Annotated in this window: 28 protein-coding genes; all 28 read left to right on the plus strand. The window is 41.0% G+C overall.

The genetic code is table 11. From position 1 onward, the window contains the following. Positions 1–12: 12 nt before the first annotated feature. Positions 13–843: a DUF4373 domain-containing protein gene (locus QZL64_RS03100; RefSeq protein WP_021840561.1), complete on the plus strand. Its 831-nt coding sequence runs from the start codon at positions 13–15 to the stop codon at positions 841–843. Beyond that, positions 836–2,587 (plus strand): hypothetical protein, encoded by a 1,752-nt coding sequence (locus QZL64_RS03105; protein ID WP_021840562.1) that lies wholly within the window; start codon positions 836–838, stop codon positions 2,585–2,587. The genes QZL64_RS03100 and QZL64_RS03105 overlap by 8 nt, the downstream gene beginning before the upstream one ends. After that, positions 2,588–2,893 carry an RNA polymerase sigma factor gene (locus QZL64_RS03110; RefSeq protein ID WP_021840563.1) on the plus strand — a complete coding sequence of 102 codons (306 nt, stop codon included), beginning with the start codon at positions 2,588–2,590 and terminating at the stop codon, positions 2,891–2,893. Positions 2,894–3,042: 149 nt separating this feature from the next. Beyond that, the gene (locus tag QZL64_RS03115) at positions 3,043–3,321 is read left to right on the plus strand and encodes a hypothetical protein (protein ID WP_021840564.1); all 279 of its coding nucleotides are present in this window, start codon (positions 3,043–3,045) and stop codon (positions 3,319–3,321) included. Further along, positions 3,318–3,566, plus strand: coding sequence for a hypothetical protein (locus tag QZL64_RS03120; protein WP_021840565.1), 249 nt, complete (start codon positions 3,318–3,320; stop codon positions 3,564–3,566). The genes QZL64_RS03115 and QZL64_RS03120 overlap by 4 nt, the downstream gene beginning before the upstream one ends. Before the next feature lie 20 nt (positions 3,567–3,586). After that, complete coding sequence (locus tag QZL64_RS03125) at positions 3,587–3,820, plus strand: hypothetical protein (RefSeq protein ID WP_021840566.1); 234 nt, start codon at positions 3,587–3,589, stop codon at positions 3,818–3,820. Further along, entirely contained in the window at positions 3,810–4,220 is a 411-nt protein-coding gene (locus QZL64_RS03130) for a sigma factor-like helix-turn-helix DNA-binding protein (RefSeq protein WP_021840567.1), read from the plus strand. Before QZL64_RS03125 ends, QZL64_RS03130 begins: the two co-directional genes overlap by 11 nt. A gap of 195 nt (positions 4,221–4,415) precedes the next feature. Further along, positions 4,416–4,868, plus strand: a complete 453-nt coding sequence (locus QZL64_RS03135; RefSeq protein WP_021840568.1) for a hypothetical protein — start codon at positions 4,416–4,418, stop codon at positions 4,866–4,868. 121 nt (positions 4,869–4,989) lie between these two features. Beyond that, positions 4,990–5,334, plus strand: coding sequence for an HNH endonuclease (locus tag QZL64_RS03140; RefSeq protein WP_021840569.1), 345 nt, complete (start codon positions 4,990–4,992; stop codon positions 5,332–5,334). A 112-nt stretch (positions 5,335–5,446) separates the two neighbouring features. Next, entirely contained in the window at positions 5,447–6,694 is a 1,248-nt protein-coding gene (locus tag QZL64_RS03145) for a phage portal protein (protein ID WP_021840570.1), read from the plus strand. Positions 6,695–6,697: 3 nt separating this feature from the next. Further along, positions 6,698–7,738 (plus strand): VG15 protein, encoded by a 1,041-nt coding sequence (locus tag QZL64_RS03150; protein WP_021840571.1) that lies wholly within the window; start codon positions 6,698–6,700, stop codon positions 7,736–7,738. After that, entirely contained in the window at positions 7,731–8,009 is a 279-nt protein-coding gene (locus QZL64_RS03155) for a hypothetical protein (RefSeq protein ID WP_021840572.1), read from the plus strand. The genes QZL64_RS03150 and QZL64_RS03155 overlap by 8 nt, the downstream gene beginning before the upstream one ends. Positions 8,010–8,036: 27 nt before the next feature. Beyond that, positions 8,037–8,240, plus strand: a complete 204-nt coding sequence (locus tag QZL64_RS03160; RefSeq protein WP_021840573.1) for a hypothetical protein — start codon at positions 8,037–8,039, stop codon at positions 8,238–8,240. Positions 8,241–8,283: 43 nt separating this feature from the next. Continuing rightward, complete coding sequence (locus tag QZL64_RS03165; protein ID WP_021840574.1) at positions 8,284–9,678, plus strand: terminase large subunit; 1,395 nt, start codon at positions 8,284–8,286, stop codon at positions 9,676–9,678. 67 nt (positions 9,679–9,745) lie between these two features. Further along, the gene (locus QZL64_RS03170) at positions 9,746–10,231 is read left to right on the plus strand and encodes a DUF4355 domain-containing protein (RefSeq protein WP_021840575.1); all 486 of its coding nucleotides are present in this window, start codon (positions 9,746–9,748) and stop codon (positions 10,229–10,231) included. A gap of 6 nt (positions 10,232–10,237) precedes the next feature. After that, a complete protein-coding gene (locus tag QZL64_RS03175; RefSeq protein ID WP_021840576.1) occupies positions 10,238–11,116 on the plus strand; it encodes a hypothetical protein in 879 nt (292 codons plus the stop codon). A gap of 1 nt (position 11,117) precedes the next feature. Next, positions 11,118–11,297 carry a hypothetical protein gene (locus QZL64_RS03180; protein WP_021840577.1) on the plus strand — a complete coding sequence of 60 codons (180 nt, stop codon included), beginning with the start codon at positions 11,118–11,120 and terminating at the stop codon, positions 11,295–11,297. Then, entirely contained in the window at positions 11,297–11,719 is a 423-nt protein-coding gene (locus QZL64_RS03185) for a phage Gp19/Gp15/Gp42 family protein (protein WP_021840578.1), read from the plus strand. Before QZL64_RS03180 ends, QZL64_RS03185 begins: the two co-directional genes overlap by 1 nt. Then, positions 11,679–12,020: a hypothetical protein gene (locus tag QZL64_RS03190; protein WP_021840579.1), complete on the plus strand. Its 342-nt coding sequence runs from the start codon at positions 11,679–11,681 to the stop codon at positions 12,018–12,020. The genes QZL64_RS03185 and QZL64_RS03190 overlap by 41 nt, the downstream gene beginning before the upstream one ends. After that, positions 12,013–12,234: a hypothetical protein gene (locus tag QZL64_RS03195; protein ID WP_021840580.1), complete on the plus strand. Its 222-nt coding sequence runs from the start codon at positions 12,013–12,015 to the stop codon at positions 12,232–12,234. Before QZL64_RS03190 ends, QZL64_RS03195 begins: the two co-directional genes overlap by 8 nt. After that, the gene (locus QZL64_RS03200; protein ID WP_021840581.1) at positions 12,215–12,550 is read left to right on the plus strand and encodes a hypothetical protein; all 336 of its coding nucleotides are present in this window, start codon (positions 12,215–12,217) and stop codon (positions 12,548–12,550) included. Before QZL64_RS03195 ends, QZL64_RS03200 begins: the two co-directional genes overlap by 20 nt. Positions 12,551–12,560: 10 nt before the next feature. Further along, positions 12,561–13,112, plus strand: coding sequence for a phage tail tube protein (locus tag QZL64_RS03205; RefSeq protein ID WP_021840582.1), 552 nt, complete (start codon positions 12,561–12,563; stop codon positions 13,110–13,112). A gap of 1 nt (position 13,113) precedes the next feature. After that, a complete protein-coding gene (locus QZL64_RS03210) occupies positions 13,114–13,404 on the plus strand; it encodes a hypothetical protein (protein WP_021840583.1) in 291 nt (96 codons plus the stop codon). Between the two features lie 11 nt (positions 13,405–13,415). After that, the gene (locus tag QZL64_RS03215; RefSeq protein WP_021840584.1) at positions 13,416–13,787 is read left to right on the plus strand and encodes a DUF5361 domain-containing protein; all 372 of its coding nucleotides are present in this window, start codon (positions 13,416–13,418) and stop codon (positions 13,785–13,787) included. After that, positions 13,787–15,394: a phage tail protein gene (locus QZL64_RS03220; protein ID WP_021840585.1), complete on the plus strand. Its 1,608-nt coding sequence runs from the start codon at positions 13,787–13,789 to the stop codon at positions 15,392–15,394. Before QZL64_RS03215 ends, QZL64_RS03220 begins: the two co-directional genes overlap by 1 nt. Before the next feature lie 266 nt (positions 15,395–15,660). Next, positions 15,661–16,554: a hypothetical protein gene (locus QZL64_RS03225; protein ID WP_288180659.1), complete on the plus strand. Its 894-nt coding sequence runs from the start codon at positions 15,661–15,663 to the stop codon at positions 16,552–16,554. Then, complete coding sequence (locus tag QZL64_RS03230) at positions 16,491–17,498, plus strand: Gp37-like protein (protein WP_021840586.1); 1,008 nt, start codon at positions 16,491–16,493, stop codon at positions 17,496–17,498. The genes QZL64_RS03225 and QZL64_RS03230 overlap by 64 nt, the downstream gene beginning before the upstream one ends. Continuing rightward, positions 17,498–18,061 (plus strand): hypothetical protein (locus QZL64_RS03235; protein ID WP_296309245.1); only part of this gene is annotated, 564 nt, incomplete at its 3' end. The genes QZL64_RS03230 and QZL64_RS03235, both read left to right, overlap by 1 nt.

Here is an 18,061-nt window from a genome sequence, read left to right on the forward strand (position 1 = left end):
GGAGAATAAGAAGTGTCAGGACGACCAAAACAGGGGATAGATTACGCTGGTTGGTCGGTTGATATATTTGACGGAGACAAGAAGATAGACAAGCTCTTGGACGCAAAAGGCTGGAAAGGTTTCGGGATATATTTCTTTTTATGTCAGAGAGCGTACAAGGTAAATGGATATTTCTATGAATGGGGCTATGACGACTGTGCAACGACTGCAAGGAAGATGGGCGGCGGCATCAGTTCCGGTACAGTGAAAGAAACTGTGGACTACTGCTTGCAGGTGGATCTCTTTGATAAGAGGTTATTTGACGAGTGGGGAGTGCTTACCAGTAGAGGTATCCAACGGCGTTTCTGGACGGTATTGTCAGAACGACGGAATAAAACTGTATATAGTGAATATTGGCTTTTGAAACCCGAAGAATGCAAAGGCTTAGTTAAAGTCAGCCTTTTTTCAAATGTGCAACCGACAAATGACCATTTGCAGGGTACAGATAATGATTCGCCCCCTATAAAGGAAAGTAAAGTAAATAAAAAAATATATATAGCGTTTCAGCCGGAAGTGGAACAGGCTTTTCAATTGTACCTGCTTGTCCGTGAAAATAATTATGGATCCATCATTCCGGAACAGGTGGAGGCTCTCAGAGAAGAACTTGTGTCATTAACGAGCGATCCGGGAAAGCAATTGACCATTGTAAAGAAAGCAACTTCATGGGGAACGAAAGGTTTTGAGGATACTGAGAAGAAAACGAAGAGCCGGAAACCTCAGAAGTCAAAATTCAACAATTATACCGGTCGTGATTATGACATGAACGCATTGGAGCTACAGATGCTAGGAGGAAACAATGAGTGAGATTGAGAAAAAGGAAGAGTGGTATCTGAATATTGATTATCGGGAAGCAAAAGAGATTATCCGGAATAAGCTGCAGGGCATGACACAGAACTTTATCGGAATCGGATTCTATCTCAGGCAGATTAAAGAGACAGAAGGATTTCAGAAAGACGGATATGCAAGTGTTTACGAATTTGCCGAAGACCAGTACGGCATCAAGAGATCTACAGCAGTCCGCTGGATGCAGATGAACGAGAAGTTCTCCCAGGGAGGATATAGTCCATTCCTAGATAGCGGTTATAAGGATTTTGGTAAGAGCCAGCTCCAGGAAATGTTATATCTGGACAGTGAGCAGTTGGAGGAAGTAAAGCCAGAAATGACAGTCCGGGAAATCAGAGAGATTCGAACACCGGATCCGGAACTCGAAGAGCAGCTTCCCGGTCAGATGAGCGTGGAAGATTTTCCGGAAGTTCTGCCGGAGCAGGAAGAACAGCAGGCAGAAGAGATAAAAGTAGAACTGCAGAAGCCAACAGAAAAAGTAAGAGAATACTTAGATGCATTTGCAAGACGATTTCTAAAAATTCATTGGAATTGGTTTTTGGAAAATCATCAGAACAGGGTTAGGGATGTGACTACAAGTCCCATACTGATCAGACAGGAATTCTGTGAAGGAAAAGACAGAACATATTATTTTGAAATTGAAGAAGAGACAGCAAGTATTAAGTTGTTTGATGACTATGTTCAGCTCTGGTCAGAGGATCATGAATACATGGGTGACTTCGACTGGTTTTACCTGGCAGCAGCCATTCAGTCCATGTGGAATGTAGTTTCGTTAGAAAAAGTGCAGCAGAAAACCGAGGAAGAACAGACGAACGAGGAAGTGTGCGACGTCGCACAACCGGAGAATATAGATTGCAAACCAGAACAGTCGAGCTGTCCTCCAGGGCAGACAAGTTGTCCGAGAGAGAACTGGGGAACATCAGATGAAGACCAGTTGCAAGGCTGGAGAGAATGTGCAGCTTGTTGGAATCATTACAAGAAATTGCATGAGCATGATGAAGAGATTCCAAAAGAGGAAAATGTGGGAATTGAAATCCCTCAGGACATTATGGAAGAAGTAACAGAGCCTGTGGAGGATTATCAGGAGATTCCGGAAGAAAACGAACCGGTTATTGTGGAGCAGCCGGAAGGTATTGCAATCGTTGATGTTCCATCAGAGCCAGAGTTGTACGAAGAAGTATCTGAGAAAACCGATATCGATATTGCAAGGGAAGAGAATGAAAAAGCCCGGATGTATCTGGAAATGCTCACAGAAGAGTTTAGTCAAAATGATATCAGAGTCCGGAAGCAGAAGATATTAGTTGCAGCACTGGCAGGATATATCCATGATCTGGATATGGTATTGAATCCTCCGGAAGAACCGGAACAGCTGGAACTTCCAAAACTGAGGAATAATGACCAACGGAAAGAGTGGCTAAATAACTATAAAGACTGGGGATTATGGTATCGGGACGAAAACATAGATGTGAATTATTACAAGTATGATTTCGAAGATGGCAGCAGGCTAGTGGTAGCAGAGTATCCTCAGAGAGAACAAGCTTGGAAATGTGTACCTCGTGATGAGCATTATTATCACCTATTGGAAAAAGGGAGAAGAAAAGCAGGTACCACAGATGAAATTTATGATCATCAGTATATACAATATGCAGACAGTGAAACGTATTTGGTGGAATTCCTTAAGAATTTGCAGAAGGGAGAGAAGTAGATGACTCCGGCAGAAAAACAGGAAGTAATCTGGATGTTTCTAGACCAAGGACTTACAAAGAAAGAGATTGCAGAAAGAACAGGTATTCCTTATGGAACAGTATATATGCATGCAAAACGGAAGCGAGAGCATGATGAGGCAGATATGACTGGAGATAACTCTGACCGTCATAAATGCAGGACATGTCAGTATCGCCATAGTGATGCAGGCGGTTGTGATTACTGTATCCATACCGGTAGGGAACGTGGTTGTGACGTGGAAGTATGTGATAAGGCAGTAGTAGGAGAAAGATTGACGAAGAAATAGGAGGAGCTGAGATAAATGAATAATCAACGAGCAATAGACAGAATTCCAGAAAATAAGAACAAATACAAGAACAACTGCCGGAAGGCTCATGCAGATTATTACAGAGATGACCGGAATAAGATGATTGAAGCAAGGAGGCTTAGAAAGAAATGTGGACCATTAAATCGGACGAACGTCTTGAATTATATGATGAAGAAGAGAACGAAGTAATTGCAATATTACTCTGGGACGAGAGATTCTTGAACTGGAAATTGTATTATAGGTATACAGGAGGGAGTGGATATGCCTATCTGGATTCCATGGAAGGATTTGGAAAGCTGGATATAGAAGCAGTAGAGATGGCAGCAGTCGAGAACATTATAGACTACTGCAAGGAAAAGGCAAACCTTTGGGAAGGACGTGCAGAGGATATGGAGGCGATGATGTGAAATGGATCCGGGAAAACATGAATCAGATAAATCTGGTAGAGGAAGGAAAAAAGATAGCATACATTGCCTACATTAACTGGGAATGGAAATTATTTGAAGGTGGCGAAGAGTGGTGTGTTGGTCTGAAGGTCTATAATTCGCATCAGGTAGAAGAGGCGCAGCGGGCAGCAGTCAATGAACTGATTCGATATCACACAGAAAAAGCAGAGTTGTTCCAGAAATATAAAATGGAGACAGCAGCATAAAGCGGAGGAGGTGAAAGCCGTTGGCGTACATGGAAAGTTATGAGCAGTTGGCATTTGCAATCGTGAAGTTAGCTGTAGAAGATTATCGCAGTGCATTAAAACGATTGAAAAGACATTCGAATGACCAGCAGGCATTATGGAGTAAAGCTGATTGCGAACGATTCTTCCGGAATGATATTGGAACATATTGTAATCTGGACGGAGAAAAGATTATGAGAGCTGTTCAGGAACAGGTGGGATATAATGATGGATAGAAAGCAGTTGAAAAAATATAAATCCAACAAAAGAAGAATAGCCGGAATCAAGAAAACAATCGACAGACTGGTGGAGCAGTTGGACAATGTTCCGGTAGTACCAGGCAAGGTCACAAAGTCAGGTGATGAATTTCCTTACATTGAGCAACATGTGAAAGTAGTAATGGAAGAACCGAAGGAAGCAACCAGGTTAAAAGAGCGCATCAGAGAGAAGCGGCAAGATCTTGGTAGATTGGAGCAGGAGAATGAAGAAGTGGAGAAGTATATATCACAGTTACCTGTAGGTATGAAGAAAGAGATATTTGAAATGGTGTATTTGGACGGAATGACACAGAAAGAAGCTGGTGAAAGTTTAGGGTATACTCAGGCAAGGGTATCACAGGTAATAAAAGATTTATAACATTTATATTTTAGATGTGTTATTGTTATAATGAACTTAGTGAAAAGCACATTTCATTATGGTTTCACAATCCCCTTACAAGGTATACAAAAGTCCTAGAAGGAACGGCTTGGCAACAGGTCGTTCTTTTCTTTTGCATAATATCAGATTTTGAGATATTATGAGAATAGGTTTTAAGATATGCGGAGGGATAAAATGGTTGAAAACAAACAAATGCTATTGTATAGCGCACAAAAGTCTGTAGATAATATTTCAAAATTAGCAATAGAAAATGCTGACGATGAAGAATGTTATTTGGTTATTGGAACAGCGCTCCATTGGGTAGTAGACTGCATTGATCGTATCCCTGAAAAGCAAATAAAAGAAGAACACAAGAAATTATTTTCTGGATTACGATTTGCTAATAATTGTTTAAAGCACAATATAACTTTTAAAAAAGCTCATAAAGTAGAAAATCACAGATATCCTCGCAGATATCCATATAGATATGGCACTTATTTTGAATGGGTGCCATTAGATAAAGTTGATATTGAAAAGAACAAAGAAAATCAAAGAATGAATTATAAAAATAATTTGGAAAGAAAAAATGTTTGCGCCACGATGTCGGACATAATGAATATTATAAAAGAATATTACGAAACTTTGTAAGGAGAAAATAGGGAAGAGTGTTTTGAATTAACAAGGTTTTATTGGGAAAGTGAATAAAGAAAAGGAGATAATGGCAGCAGTCAATTGATTGCTGCCATTTGTATGCAAGGAGAAAGTAGAATTGAAGAGAAATAGACCAGATAAAGATGGCACCCACCGCGGAGCCTTTGAAAAGAATAAGAAAAAGATTTATGCAACCCAGACTGTGTGTGGAATATGTGGCAAGCCTGTGGACTTCTCGCTCAAGTATCCGCATCCGTTGTCACCATGTATAGATCATATTATTCCGATTGCGAAAGGCGGACACCCATCTGACCTAGATAATATGCAGCTTGCACATTGGACCTGTAACAGACAGAAGAGCGACAAGCTGATAGACAGTAGAGGCGGAGGAAAACAAGAAGAATCAATTGGAAACAGGGTACTTCCTCATACATTTGATTGGAGTAATTATAGACCTAAATAATCTTGACGGATAGGGGGCATACCTCCCCCCACCGCGGGTGCGCGCGGACTTCACACCGTCACTGCGAAAAAAAACACACGCTGAGAGAAAAAGGCGTGGAAAGGAGAAATAAATGGCAGATTACAGGGGCATAGAATACCTAAGGAAAAAGTTGAATCGAAAGAGAAGCCGAGTATTAAGACGGTATAAATTCTATGAGATGAAAAATATAGCACGGGACATGGGAATTGCCACACCACCTAGCCTGCAATGGTTACAGGCAGTACTTGGATGGAATGCAAAAGCCGTAGATTCGATTGCGGACAGGCTAGAGTTCCGGGAGTTTCGCGATGACAATTTTGACATGACAGGGATATTTCGAATGAATAATCCGGATATATTATATGATTCCGCGGTACTGTCAGCATTGATTTCTTCCTGTTGTTTCATCTACATTTCAAAAGGTGAAGATGACTTCCCGAGATTGCAGGTAATTGATGGAGCAAATGCGACTGGGATTATCAATCCAATCACAAATCTGCTCACGGAAGGCTATGCAGTTCTGGAACGTGATGACAATGAGAAAGTGACTGTGGAGGCTTATTTTGTAGAAGGGTGGACAGTAATCTACAGAAACGGCGTACCTGTTCAGCTTTTTGAGGATAACGTACCAGCACCGCTACTGGTGCCAATCATATTCCGGCCAGATGCCAAGAGAGCATTTGGACATTCTAGAATCAGCCGGGCGTGTATGTCAATTACAGAATCAGCAATGAGAACTTTGAAGCGATCTGAGATAACTGCAGAGTTTTATTCATTTCCGCAAAAATATGTAGTTGGTCTGGATCCGGACGCAGAACAGATGGATAAATGGAAGGCTACTGTATCGAGCTTATTACAATTCGATAAAGATGAGGAGGGAGATTCGCCGACTTTAGGACAATTCCAGCAGCAGTCTATGGCACCACACTTAGATCAACTTAAAATGTTCGCCGCGTTGTTTGCCGGAGAGACCGGATTGACCCTTGATGACTTAGGATTTGCAACGGAGAATCCGGCTAGCCAGGAAGCAATCAAGGCATCACACGAGAATCTGAGACTGACAGCAAGAAAAGCACAGCGAGCGTTTGGCAGTGGATTCCTGAATGCTGGCTATCTGGCTGCATGTCTACGTGATGATTATCAATATTACCGAAATCAGGTATATATGACGACGCCAATCTGGGAACCAGTGTTTGAACCAGATGCAGCAATGCTGTCCAATATTGGAGATGGAGCAATTAAGATTAACCAGGCAGTGCCAGGATATTTCAATGCAGATAACTTAAGAGATTTAACTGGAATTAACATGAGCAATCTGCCAGTAACTCCGGAGGTGTAGCCTATGGAGGACATCGCACCAGGACTTTTGGAGAAGATACAGAAACAATTCTATCATGATATTGAAAAGAGCAGCATCATTAAAAACTTCAAGAAACAGGCACAGAGAGGTAAGATTTCATATAGCCAAGCAAACGAGGTAGCACAAGAGATTGGGAAAATCTTAGCGCAATCATATTCGGACAACTTATCATCTGATATATTGCCAGATGGAAAGATGTATTATAACATTGCTTCCAGAGTATTGGATCCGACGTTGAAGGAAGCTTATGAGATGGCGGCAGATAATGCAGCTATTGTACAGCAGATCATGAACGAAGCAGCAGGCATTGGAATTAAAACAATAAGAGCACAAATCCAACAGGATAATATAAATGGTATTGTAAATCGGATTTCAAGTGAGGAATATTTTGATGATGTGAAATGGATTCTCGATGCACCTGTACGGAATTTGGTTCAGAAAGCAATGGACGATACTGTTCAAAAAAATGCAGATTTTCATGCAAAAGCTGGATTGAGACCAAGGATCATACGGAGATCCTCCGGACATTGTTGCGAATGGTGTAATCAGGTAGCTGGAACATATGTATATCCAGATGTTCCTAAAGATGTGTTTCGGAGACATGATAATTGTGATTGCATTGTTGAGTATTATCCGGGAGACGGTAAAAAGCAAAATGTATGGACAAAAGAATGGAAATACGAAAAAGAATCTGATAAAATAGAGGAAAGAAAAGCAAGAGAAAAAAATGAATTAGCAATCAGGATAGCTGAACACCCAAAGATGTTTCAGGCATATACACCGGAAGGATTGAAAAAAGCATTGGAGAAAGCCGGATATGAAGTTAAACCATTAGGAAGAGGGAGCTTAAAAGGCATACCATTTGAAGAAGGCGGTGGATTTCGAGTCTCTTATGATGGGGACGGATATTTACAATATCATCCTGAAACCAATAGCCATCATGGAGAAGCCTATTATAAAACATCAAGTGGAAGAACAGGGACAAAGCGCTATAATCTGAATGGAGATGAGATAAATGACTAAGACGAGAGAAAGCGTTGAATATATTGAAAACAGATTGAGAAAAATATATGAAGAACGTAAAATCAATAATGAAGATTGGTTTATTTTACCGAATCAAGTAGCCATACATATTGATATTATAGAAAAAAAACGTCTCGTAATTGAATTCGCAGATAATGAGGAAAAAGCCAAAACACACATGGCTGATGATGGACAATCATATTATCTCGATGATTATACACTTGAAGAGATGTTCAATGAAATGATAAAAGAAATTGAAAATGAAATATGATTACCCGAGCAAAAAGAGGTGAAAAACATGACATATGATGAAGTAAAAAGATTTTTGCACAAAAAAATTATTGTGACAGATATAGACGGAAATCGTATAAAAGGGATATTCACCAATACAGTGTCAGAATACGACACATCGTCTGGAAAAGAAGAAATAGAACTAGATGCCGGGAAAGTATTTTATGGAATTCCGCTAGATGAAATAAAAGATATAATAGAGATTAAATAAGCTGCCAGATTGTTCTGACGGCTTATATTTTTGAGGAGGCTACATGGGAGAAGTAAGGAAGGGGCGGCAGACCCCGACGCAATCTGTCGTGCTGCCTTATTCTTCAACATATGGAGCTGAAGCAATAGACATTTACAATTCGACAGGAAGAACTGCACAGGAGTGGCAGGGGCTTCTACTGTCAGACATTTTGGCCGTAAACGAAGAGGGGTTATGGGTACATACCAAATTCGGGTATTCAGTCCCAAGGCGTAATGGAAAGAATGAAATTGTTGCAATAAGGGAGATGTATGGATTAAAGAAAAGCGAAAGAATCCTACATACAGCACATAGAACAACAACTACACATAGCGCATGGGAACGACTTTCGAATTTGCTAAAGAAAGCAAATATCGAGGTCGTTTCTTCATATAAGGCATTTGGAAAAGAACATTTGGAAGTTGCTGGAGGTGGAATTATCGAATTTCGAACCAGAACATCAAAAGGTGGTCTGGGAGAGGGATTTGATTTACTGATTATTGATGAGGCACAAGAGTACCAAGATGATCAGGAGAGCGCGTTAAAATATGTCGTTACAGATAGTAAGAATCCTCAGACAATATTTTGCGGAACACCACCAACTCCTGTAAGCTCCGGAACGGTTTTTACAAAATTCCGTAAGGCAACCTTGGAAGGACAAACGGTTAACTCTGGGTGGGCAGAATGGTCCGTGCCGGAGCAGACAGATATAAGAGATATAGACGCCTGGTATGAGACAAATCCATCTCTTGGAACAGTATTCACGGAAAGATCTGTAACTGATGAGATTGGTTCAGATCCGATCGATTTCAATATCCAGCGATTAGGATTATGGATTCGCTATAATCAGAAATCAGCTATCAGCGCAACAGAATGGAATGAATTAAAAACTGATATCCCGCCGGAGCTTACAGGAGATCTTTTTGTAGGAATCAAATACAGCAAAGATGGGAATGCGGCAATGGGAGTTGCGTCTAAAACGAAAGATGGAAAGATATTTTTAGAGTGCATCGATTGTCGTGAAGTACGTGCAGGTGATACATGGATACTAGCATATTTGAAAAACTGGAAAGCGAGAAAGGTGATTATAGATGGAGCATCAGGACAGCAGTTAATGGAAAATGAAATGAAAGATTGTGGTATAAAAAATTCACACCTTCCGACAGTGAAGGAAATCATTGCCGCGAATGCCTCGTTTGAACAAGGGCTATATCAAAAAAATATTATCCATTCCGGGCAGCCATCATTAGTACAGGTAGTAAGCAACTGTGAAAAAAGAACAATAGGAACTAATGGTGGATTTGGCTACAAGGCAATGAAAGAAGAGATGGAGATTGCGTTGCTTGACAGTATCATACTTGCATACTGGGCGTGCAGTGAAACGAAAACGAAGAAAAGAAAACAAAGAGTTAGTTGTTAAGAGACACCTTAGGGTGTCTTTTTACATATTACGCAACCCAGCGGTTAATGGAGAAAGGAGTAACAAAATGGCAGAATTTACACCAATTACAACACAGGAGCAGCTTGATAAAGTAATCGGAGAGCGCATTGCGGGAGTGAAAGCAAAATATGAAGGCTTTGATGGTTACAAGAAAAAAGCAGAAGATTATGATGCTCTAAAAGCAAAATCTGATGGTTTTGAACAGCAGATTGCAGCGTTGAACAAGGAAATCAACGGTGATGGAGAAAAGAACCTCGGATACAAGAAACAGCTTGAAGAGGCACAGGGCAAGATCAAGGGATACGAGACCAGTTCTCTCAAGATGAGAATTGCGCATGAAAATGGAATCCCATATGAACTTGCAGGTAGATTAAGTGGATCTGATGAAGAGGAAATCAAGAAAGATGCTGAGACAATGGCAAAATTCTTGAGAAAAAAAGATGTTCCTCCACTTGCAGGAGGAGATCCACAAAAAATTGATGACAAAAAGACAGCAATGAAAGGCATGCTGGCTAGTTTGAAAGGAGAATAAAAAAATATGGCAACATCAAAAGGAACAATGTTTGACCCTACGCTGGTCAAAGATCTTATTACAAAAGTAAAAGGAAAGTCAGCACTGGCTGCATTATGTGGTCAGACACCGATCCCATTCAATGGATTGAAAGAAATGACTTTTTCTATGGACAATGAAATTGATATTGTCGCAGAGAATGGAAAGAAAACCGAAGGCGGTATTGCTATCGCACCAGTTAAAATTGTACCGGTTAAGTTTGAATATGGTGCAAGAATCTCTGATGAATTTATGATTGCTACAGAAGAAGAGCAGTTGGATATTTTAACAGCGTTTAATGATGGATTTGCGAAGAAAGTAGCGAAAGGACTTGACCTTGCAGCTATGCATGGTATTAACCCAAGAACGGGAACAGCATCTGCTGTAATTGGAGACAATCATTTTGATGCGAAAGTTACGCAAACTGTAGATTATGCGTCAGCAACACCGGATGCAAATCTGGAAGATGCGATTGCGGTAGTAGATGGTTCTGAAGGAGATGTAACAGGACTCGCGCTTTCGAAGACGTTCGGATCAGCGATGGCAAAAGTCAAAGCGAATGGAATCAAGCAGTATCCGGAATTTGCATTTGGAGCATCACCTGCAACATTTAATGGAACCCCGACAAGCGTCAACAAAACTGTATCTAGCGGAACAACGAAAGACCACGGTATTATTGGAGACTTTCAGGGAGCGGTTAAATGGGGATATTCAAAGGAAATTCCTATGGAAATTATTCAGTATGGTGATCCGGACAACTCAGGAAAAGACTTAAAAGGATATGGTCAGATCTATATCCGTGCAGAAGTATATCTGGGATGGGGAATCTTGGTGCCAGAATGGTTTGCAAGAATTAAGGAGGCATAGTATGAAGTATAAAAATACAAAAACGGGCGCAATTATTGAGACAAGTACAAAGGTTTCCGGCGAAAACTGGAAACCTTTTACCGGCAAAGAATCCGAGGAGAAAAAAACGCCATCCAAAAAGCAGCAGGCTAACAAAGCGGAAGGCGATTCCAAAGACGATGCACAAGAGGGCACAGAATAATGGATCCATTCGCTACACTAGAAGATATATCTATCCTGTGGCGTGAACTTAAGGAATCCGAGTACAGCAAGGCGGAGAAGCTTCTGACAGTTGTCTCGGATTCTCTAAGATATGAAGCCAACAAGGTTGGAAAAGATTTGGATAATATGGTTGAACAGAATGAGGCGTTGCGGAATGTTGCGAAATCTGTGACTGTTGACGTGGTAGCGCGTACACTTATGACATCGACAGACACAGAGCCAATGACACAGATGTCTCAATCAGCGCTGGGCTATTCAGTGACAGGAACATATCTGATTCCTGGAGGCGGTTTATTCATTAAGAAATCCGAGTTATCCAGACTAGGTCTTAGAAGACAGAGAGTTGGGGTGATGGATATTTATGGCATCGATGATCAAGGGAATTCCAGTAATACTGTATGAGAAGACAGTAATTGGAAAAGATGAATTTGAGCACCCGTTATACCGAGAGATACCAGTGACAATTGAGAATGTGCTTGTAGCTCCGGCATCGACCACGGAGATTCTGGACACATTAAATCTGACCGGAAAGAAAGCGGTATACAATATTGCAATTCCGAAAGGAGACAATCACACTTGGCAGGATTGCCGGGTGGATTTCTTCGGAATGTCTTGGCAAGTGATTGGGTTCCCACAACAAGGCATTGAAGAGAATATCCCGTTAGAATGGAATCAAAAATGGCAGGTGGCATTATATGGGTAAGACGAAGATTGTTTTGAACCGTGCTGGTGTTAGAGAGTTAATGCAGTCACCGGAAATGCAGGCAATCCTTGTGGAACATGCGAATAAGATAGCCAGTGCATCAGATACAGAAGCATATGTAGCACAGACAAGAGCAGTTGTAAAGGTATGTGGAGATGATGGTAATAACGGAGTATTGAAGGCGGTTGGAAAACATGGTGGAAAAAATCGTTAAGGATTATCTGCAGTCCAGTCTAGGGATACCGGTTAGATTGGAAGAAGAGGATAATCTCGGAAATGAATATGTATTGATTGAAAAGACTGGATCTGGAGGAGAAGACCATATCAAACGGGCAACTCTGGCTATCCAGTCTTATTCTACGTCCCTGTACGGGGCGGCATCGCTCAACGAGCGGGTAAAAGCAGCAATGGGAAAAATAATCGAATTGGACGATATCAGCAGATGTGAGCTTAATACAGATTACAACTATACCGATACTGCCAGAAAAAAATATCGGTATCAGGCAGTATATGATATCGTCCATTATTAGGAGGGATAGGATGAACACAGAATATGTAAGTGCAGGAAAGCCCAAAATTGGTGGAGCAATCTATCGAGCACCATTAGGAACCGAACTTCCAACCGATGCAAAAACGGAACTGAATGCAGCGTTTAAGGAACTGGGGTACTGTTCAGAAGATGGAATCACGAATTCTAATAGCCCTGAGACGGATAACGTGAAGGCGTGGGGCGGCGACACCGTTCTAGATTTGCAAACAAGCAAAGAAGACAGTTTTAAATATAAGTTGCTCGAAATCACAAATATCGAAGTTTTAAAGGCTGTATATGGAGACGAAAATGTAACTGGAACATTAGAAGAAGGGATCACAGTAAAAGCTAATAATAGCGAGGCGGAAGTGTGCGCCTGGGTAATTGACATGATTTTGAAGAAAGCGCTAAAACGAATTGTGATTCCATCGGCAGCAGTTACAGAGGTAGCAGATATTGTCTATAAAGACAGCGAAGCTATTGGATATGAGACAACACTCAAGGCTACACCAGATTCAAGCGGACAGACTCACTATGAGTATATCGTAAAGAAAGGGAAGTAAGATGAATACAGAAAAAAATGAAGTGGCAGCAATTACAGGAACAACAGAAAGCGGGTTTCGGTACACTTTACCGCCAGATGCTCTAGATGATTATGAATTATTGGAAAACCTGTGCGACATTGATAATGGAGATGTCTCTAAGATTACAGGGACTGCCAGACAACTCCTTGGAGATGCACAAATAGAAGCACTTAAGGACCACGTAAGAAAGGAAAATGGAAGAGTTCCAGCTTCAAAAATGATTGAAGAAATTATCCAAATATTCAAAGGATCTCAAGTAAAAAACTCTTAGCCCTCGCCCACATGATCAACGTAGATGAAGAGGCGTTGATTTGTGATTTTGCAGAAACATATCGCATTTATGACTATAAGTCCCTACCGTTACGGACGGTGGGGACTTTTGCGTGTGGGTTGAGGCCGGATTCAAGAATCGGAATGAGAATATCTGATTCAAAACTTACAACAGACCAAACACTATTGGCGCTGGTTGCTGATAATACGAGGGCAATTGCATGGCTGAATAGTTCAGACGGCGCAAAAGGAATTAATCGTCCAAAATCATTGGTAGAGGCGCTGATGGGAGAAAAGAAAACTACAGAAAGCGTAATCGAAACGTTTGATACAGGACAAGATTTCGACGATGAGTGGAGACGACTGACAGGAGGTGAGAAGTAGTGGCTATAGAACTTGCAAAAGCATATGTGCAGATTATTCCGTCTGCACAGGGAATCAGTGGAAAAATTCAACAGGCAATAGACCCAGAGGCAGAACCGGCAGGAGCTTCGTTTGGAGGTAAATTAGTCGGAAAGTTAAAAGGGATTATTGCTACTGCAGCAATTGGAAAAGCGTTAGGATCAGCAATCAGCGAGGGAGCAAATCTTGAGCAAAGTCTTGGTGGAATTGAGACACTATTCAAGGATAGCGCTGACAAGGTTAAGGCGAATGCTGCGGAAGCCTATAGGACAGCCGGTATGAGCGCGAACGATTACATGGAATTAACTACAAGCTTCTCAGCAAGCCTCCTGTCCAGCCTTAGCAATGATACATCTAAGGCGGCAGATGTAGCAGATATGGCTATGACCGATATGTCCGATAATGCTAATAAAATGGGAAGCAACATGGAAGACATTAAGAACGCCTATCAAGGATTTGCAAAACAAAATTATACCATGTTGGACAATTTAAAATTAGGTTACGGTGGTACTAAGACAGAGATGGAGCGCCTGCTTGCTGATGCTCAAAAAATTACTGGTGTAAAGTACGACATCAACAATTTGTCGGATGTATATTCGGCTATTCATGTAATTCAAGGGCAGTTGGATATTACCGGAACAACAGCTAAGGAAGCGGCAACAACCATATCCGGTTCTTTCGCCTCCATGAAGGCCGCAGCGCAAAATGTTATGGGTCAGATTGCTCTTGGAATGGACATAAAACCAGCTTTGTCAGCACTGGCAGAGACGATGACAACTTTTCTTGTTGGGAATTTACTTCCTGCAGTATGGAATGTAATTTCTGCACTTCCGGGGGCGTTAGTAACATTTATACAGACTGCTACACCACAGTTGGCAACTGCATTAATGCAATTTGTGCCAGAGATTGCAACACAAGTCCAAACCGCATTGCCACAGCTATACGAAATGGCAAACGGAATGCTGCTACAGATTACAACTGCAATCCAAGCAAATCTTCCAGGGCTATTACAACAAGGTGTTGAAATCGTAACTAATATTGCAAATGGAATATTGCAGAATATTCCTCAATTAATTTCGATGGCAGCAACACTGATGGCTAATTTTGAAAATGCGATATGGTCGGCATTACCACTTGTATTAGCAGCAGGAGGAAAACTAATCCTCAATCTAGTTAATGGAATTATTAATAATCTTCCACAGATTGCAATAGCTGCAGCTCAAGCAGTGGCAAAAATGACGGCAACAATCGGACAGAATCTACCGCAGGTTCTGCAGTCTGGTATTGAGATTATTGGAAAGCTGGCGGCTGGATTAATTCGAGCAATCCCGAGCCTTATAGCTCAGATTCCTCAAATTATTTCTGGAATTCGAAGCGCGTTTTCAAATGTTGATTGGGGGACTATTGGTCACAATATTATCCAGGGAATTACGAATGGACTTAGAAATGCAGGACATATGTTGTGGGAAGCTGTCAAGGGAGTGCTTGGAAGCTTTAAGGATAATGTACTGTCGTTCTTCGGAATCCATTCTCCTTCTCGTTGGGGTATATATGTCGGAGAGATGATTGACACTGGTTTTGCAAAATGAATTATAGGAGAGCTTCCTTCTATTACTTCAGCAGTCTCTAAATTACAGGACATTGCTACAAGCCCATTTACAAATACAAATCTGAATTATGATTTACAGGGAACAGCAAACAGCTCCAGAACATCAGGAAATGAGACGGCAAGTCGACTTGATACTTTAATTGCATTATTAAGAGCAATTATTGCGATTATAGATGGAAAACCAAGTGGAGATGTAAGCGAACGAGAGCTGATTCGAGCATTAAGAGATATGGGGGTTGTATTCGAATGATAGAAATCAAATATGTATGTTCTAATGGAAAAGAATACAATCTTGTGGGTGACCGGATGAGACCAACGTCCGGTTACTTCCACGATTATGAATGGAAACCAATGACTACAGATCAGGAAATTGGAGCAGATGTATACGGGTTTGAAAAAGAACCAAAAACATATCAAATCACATTAACATTCCGTGGACCACTGGAAGAACGCAAAGCCAAGATGGACGAGTTGACAAACTGCTTTGAGTATGACGTTGTAAATCTTACTCCAGGGCGCATATGGTTTGGAAACTATTATATTGATTGCTATATTAAGGATATGTCCAGCAAAGTGTCATCTACCCGGAACTGCTGGACAGACATGAAACTCGGTATCTACTGTCCATATCCTATGTGGGCAGAGGAAGAATCTAAGAGCTTCTATCCGGATAGCGCAGACAAGGGGGGAATTTATAACTTTTTAGATTATCCATATGATTATCAATACGACTATTCAAAACCATTATCCGGAACAGAGCATTGGTATGTAGATCATTACAGAAGTAGCAATTTTCAGATGACTATCTATGGCCCGTGTGCGAATCCAAGAATTACCATTGCCGGGCGGGTCTATCAAGTATACGATACGCTTGAAGCACATGAGTATATTGTTATTGATTCGCGTAAAAAAACAATCATAAAAAGACTTGCTAATGGTACAGAGCAGAACATTTTCTACAAGAAAGCAACCGGTAATTCTATATTTGCAGAAATTCCGGCAGGAGATATCTTAATAAGTTGGAGCGGAGAATTCGGTTTTGACATTGTGGTGTACAAAGAAAGGAGTGTACCGGAATGGATCTCATCAAAACAGATCAATACGGAAGGCAGATTGGCTATGTCCAGGGTGCAAATATAGATTTCGAAGTCGGAGCTGATGAAGCCGACAGTATTAATGATTTTGAGATTGAGCTTAAGCGTTGGAATTGGGATGGGTCTATTAGATATGGAACTAGAGTATTTTCACCGGATACTGAGTATGGCGGAATTGTCCGAGAAATCAGCACCGATACAAGCACCAATGTAATCCGTGCAAAAGGAGATACCTGGCGTGGAATGATGACCAAAAAGATTATACAGCCATTAAGTGGCCAAGATTACGCAACAGCATCTGGGGAACTTAATTCAATCATAAAATCCAAGATTGAAGCTGAGTACCCTGGACTCTTTTATGGCGTTACTGCAGATACGGGTGTTACAGTGAACAATTATCAATTTGACCGGTATTGTACCTTGCATGCTGGACTGGTTAAGATGTTGAAATCAGTAGGATATCGACTGGATATCAGATACCAAGAAGGTGATGTTGGTATGGCCGGATATGTGAAAGTGAGTGCTGTTCCAATCAACGATCTGTCATCAGAGTATGAGCTGACCAATGATAATAACATGAATTTCATAACTGACGATAACCGGCGCGGAATCAACCATCTGATTTGTCTTGGAAAAGGGGATTTAAAGGACAGGTTGGTTATACATCTATACGCTGATCAGAACGGTACAATTTCGCAGACTCAGCAATATTTTAAGGGAGCAGAGGAAATTGCGGCTATATATGATAGCAGCGGATCAGAAAGAGATGACCTGATTAAGAATGGAATTAAGGAACTGGAAAGCAAGAAGTCAAGTATGTCTTACAACATGACCATGACTAAGTTGGAAGGAAATATCGATCTAGGAGATATTGTTGGAGGAAAAGATTATCTGACCGGAATTAGCATGAAGAAACCGATTGGTCGAAAGATATGGACAATATCCTCCGGGAAAGAAAAAGTAGTGTATAAACTGGAAGGAGAGACATAATGGAAATAATTACAGGATATACAGGAAAGCCCCATGTAACATCAGAACAGGATAGAGATGTAAATATTGGAGTTGTGGGAGAAGGATCTTATGTACTGCAGACTGGAATGCAGTTGGCAGCAGAGGTATCTTCCAACAATGAAATTAAAATCAGAGACGGTGTGTTGATGCATCAAGGGTGCACAGCATCAATCAAGAAAAATACATATGACTCTCTTACTATCATCAATGGTAGTCAGGGAATGAAGCGTATTGACTTGATTGTTGCTAGATACGAAAAGAACCAAGACAATAGAACAGAAGGTCTTGACTTGAAAGTTATCCAGGGAACACCGGCGGAATCAAACCCGGTAGTTCCCGAATATACAGAGGGAGATATTCAGGCTGGTGATTATGTGGCAGACATGCCAATGTACCAAGTTATTATTGATGGACTTAATATTACAGAAGTCAAAAAAGTGTTTGAAGTCGCCCCAAGTATTGATGCTATGAAGAAAGAAATTGCTGAATTAAATAGCAATAAAAAAGTGGAATGCTTCAGCAAAACTGTAGCGACCGATACG

This window comes from Veillonella sp. CAG:933 (assembly GCF_000431435.1).
In the GTDB taxonomy this organism is placed as follows: domain Bacteria; phylum Bacillota; class Negativicutes; order Veillonellales; family Veillonellaceae; genus Veillonella_A.

Coding starts and splice junctions, on each gene's coding strand:
- QZL64_RS03150 (WP_021840571.1), top strand. CDS start 6,698: ATGGAGGACATCGCACCAGGACTTTTGGAGAAGATACAGAAACAATTC.
- QZL64_RS03200 (WP_021840581.1), top strand. CDS start 12,215: ATGGTGGAAAAAATCGTTAAGGATTATCTGCAGTCCAGTCTAGGGATA.
- QZL64_RS03130 (WP_021840567.1), top strand. CDS start 3,810: ATGATGGATAGAAAGCAGTTGAAAAAATATAAATCCAACAAAAGAAGA.
- QZL64_RS03215 (WP_021840584.1), top strand. CDS start 13,416: ATGATCAACGTAGATGAAGAGGCGTTGATTTGTGATTTTGCAGAAACA.
- QZL64_RS03135 (WP_021840568.1), top strand. CDS start 4,416: ATGGTTGAAAACAAACAAATGCTATTGTATAGCGCACAAAAGTCTGTA.
- QZL64_RS03195 (WP_021840580.1), top strand. CDS start 12,013: ATGGGTAAGACGAAGATTGTTTTGAACCGTGCTGGTGTTAGAGAGTTA.
- QZL64_RS03225 (WP_288180659.1), top strand. CDS start 15,661: ATGATAGAAATCAAATATGTATGTTCTAATGGAAAAGAATACAATCTT.
- QZL64_RS03115 (WP_021840564.1), top strand. CDS start 3,043: ATGTGGACCATTAAATCGGACGAACGTCTTGAATTATATGATGAAGAA.
- QZL64_RS03165 (WP_021840574.1), top strand. CDS start 8,284: ATGGGAGAAGTAAGGAAGGGGCGGCAGACCCCGACGCAATCTGTCGTG.
- QZL64_RS03175 (WP_021840576.1), top strand. CDS start 10,238: ATGGCAACATCAAAAGGAACAATGTTTGACCCTACGCTGGTCAAAGAT.
- QZL64_RS03160 (WP_021840573.1), top strand. CDS start 8,037: ATGACATATGATGAAGTAAAAAGATTTTTGCACAAAAAAATTATTGTG.
- QZL64_RS03180 (WP_021840577.1), top strand. CDS start 11,118: ATGAAGTATAAAAATACAAAAACGGGCGCAATTATTGAGACAAGTACA.
- QZL64_RS03145 (WP_021840570.1), top strand. CDS start 5,447: ATGGCAGATTACAGGGGCATAGAATACCTAAGGAAAAAGTTGAATCGA.
- QZL64_RS03105 (WP_021840562.1), top strand. CDS start 836: ATGAGTGAGATTGAGAAAAAGGAAGAGTGGTATCTGAATATTGATTAT.
- QZL64_RS03185 (WP_021840578.1), top strand. CDS start 11,297: ATGGATCCATTCGCTACACTAGAAGATATATCTATCCTGTGGCGTGAA.
- QZL64_RS03205 (WP_021840582.1), top strand. CDS start 12,561: ATGAACACAGAATATGTAAGTGCAGGAAAGCCCAAAATTGGTGGAGCA.
- QZL64_RS03155 (WP_021840572.1), top strand. CDS start 7,731: ATGACTAAGACGAGAGAAAGCGTTGAATATATTGAAAACAGATTGAGA.
- QZL64_RS03190 (WP_021840579.1), top strand. CDS start 11,679: ATGGCATCGATGATCAAGGGAATTCCAGTAATACTGTATGAGAAGACA.
- QZL64_RS03170 (WP_021840575.1), top strand. CDS start 9,746: ATGGCAGAATTTACACCAATTACAACACAGGAGCAGCTTGATAAAGTA.
- QZL64_RS03230 (WP_021840586.1), top strand. CDS start 16,491: ATGGATCTCATCAAAACAGATCAATACGGAAGGCAGATTGGCTATGTC.
- QZL64_RS03210 (WP_021840583.1), top strand. CDS start 13,114: ATGAATACAGAAAAAAATGAAGTGGCAGCAATTACAGGAACAACAGAA.
- QZL64_RS03110 (WP_021840563.1), top strand. CDS start 2,588: ATGACTCCGGCAGAAAAACAGGAAGTAATCTGGATGTTTCTAGACCAA.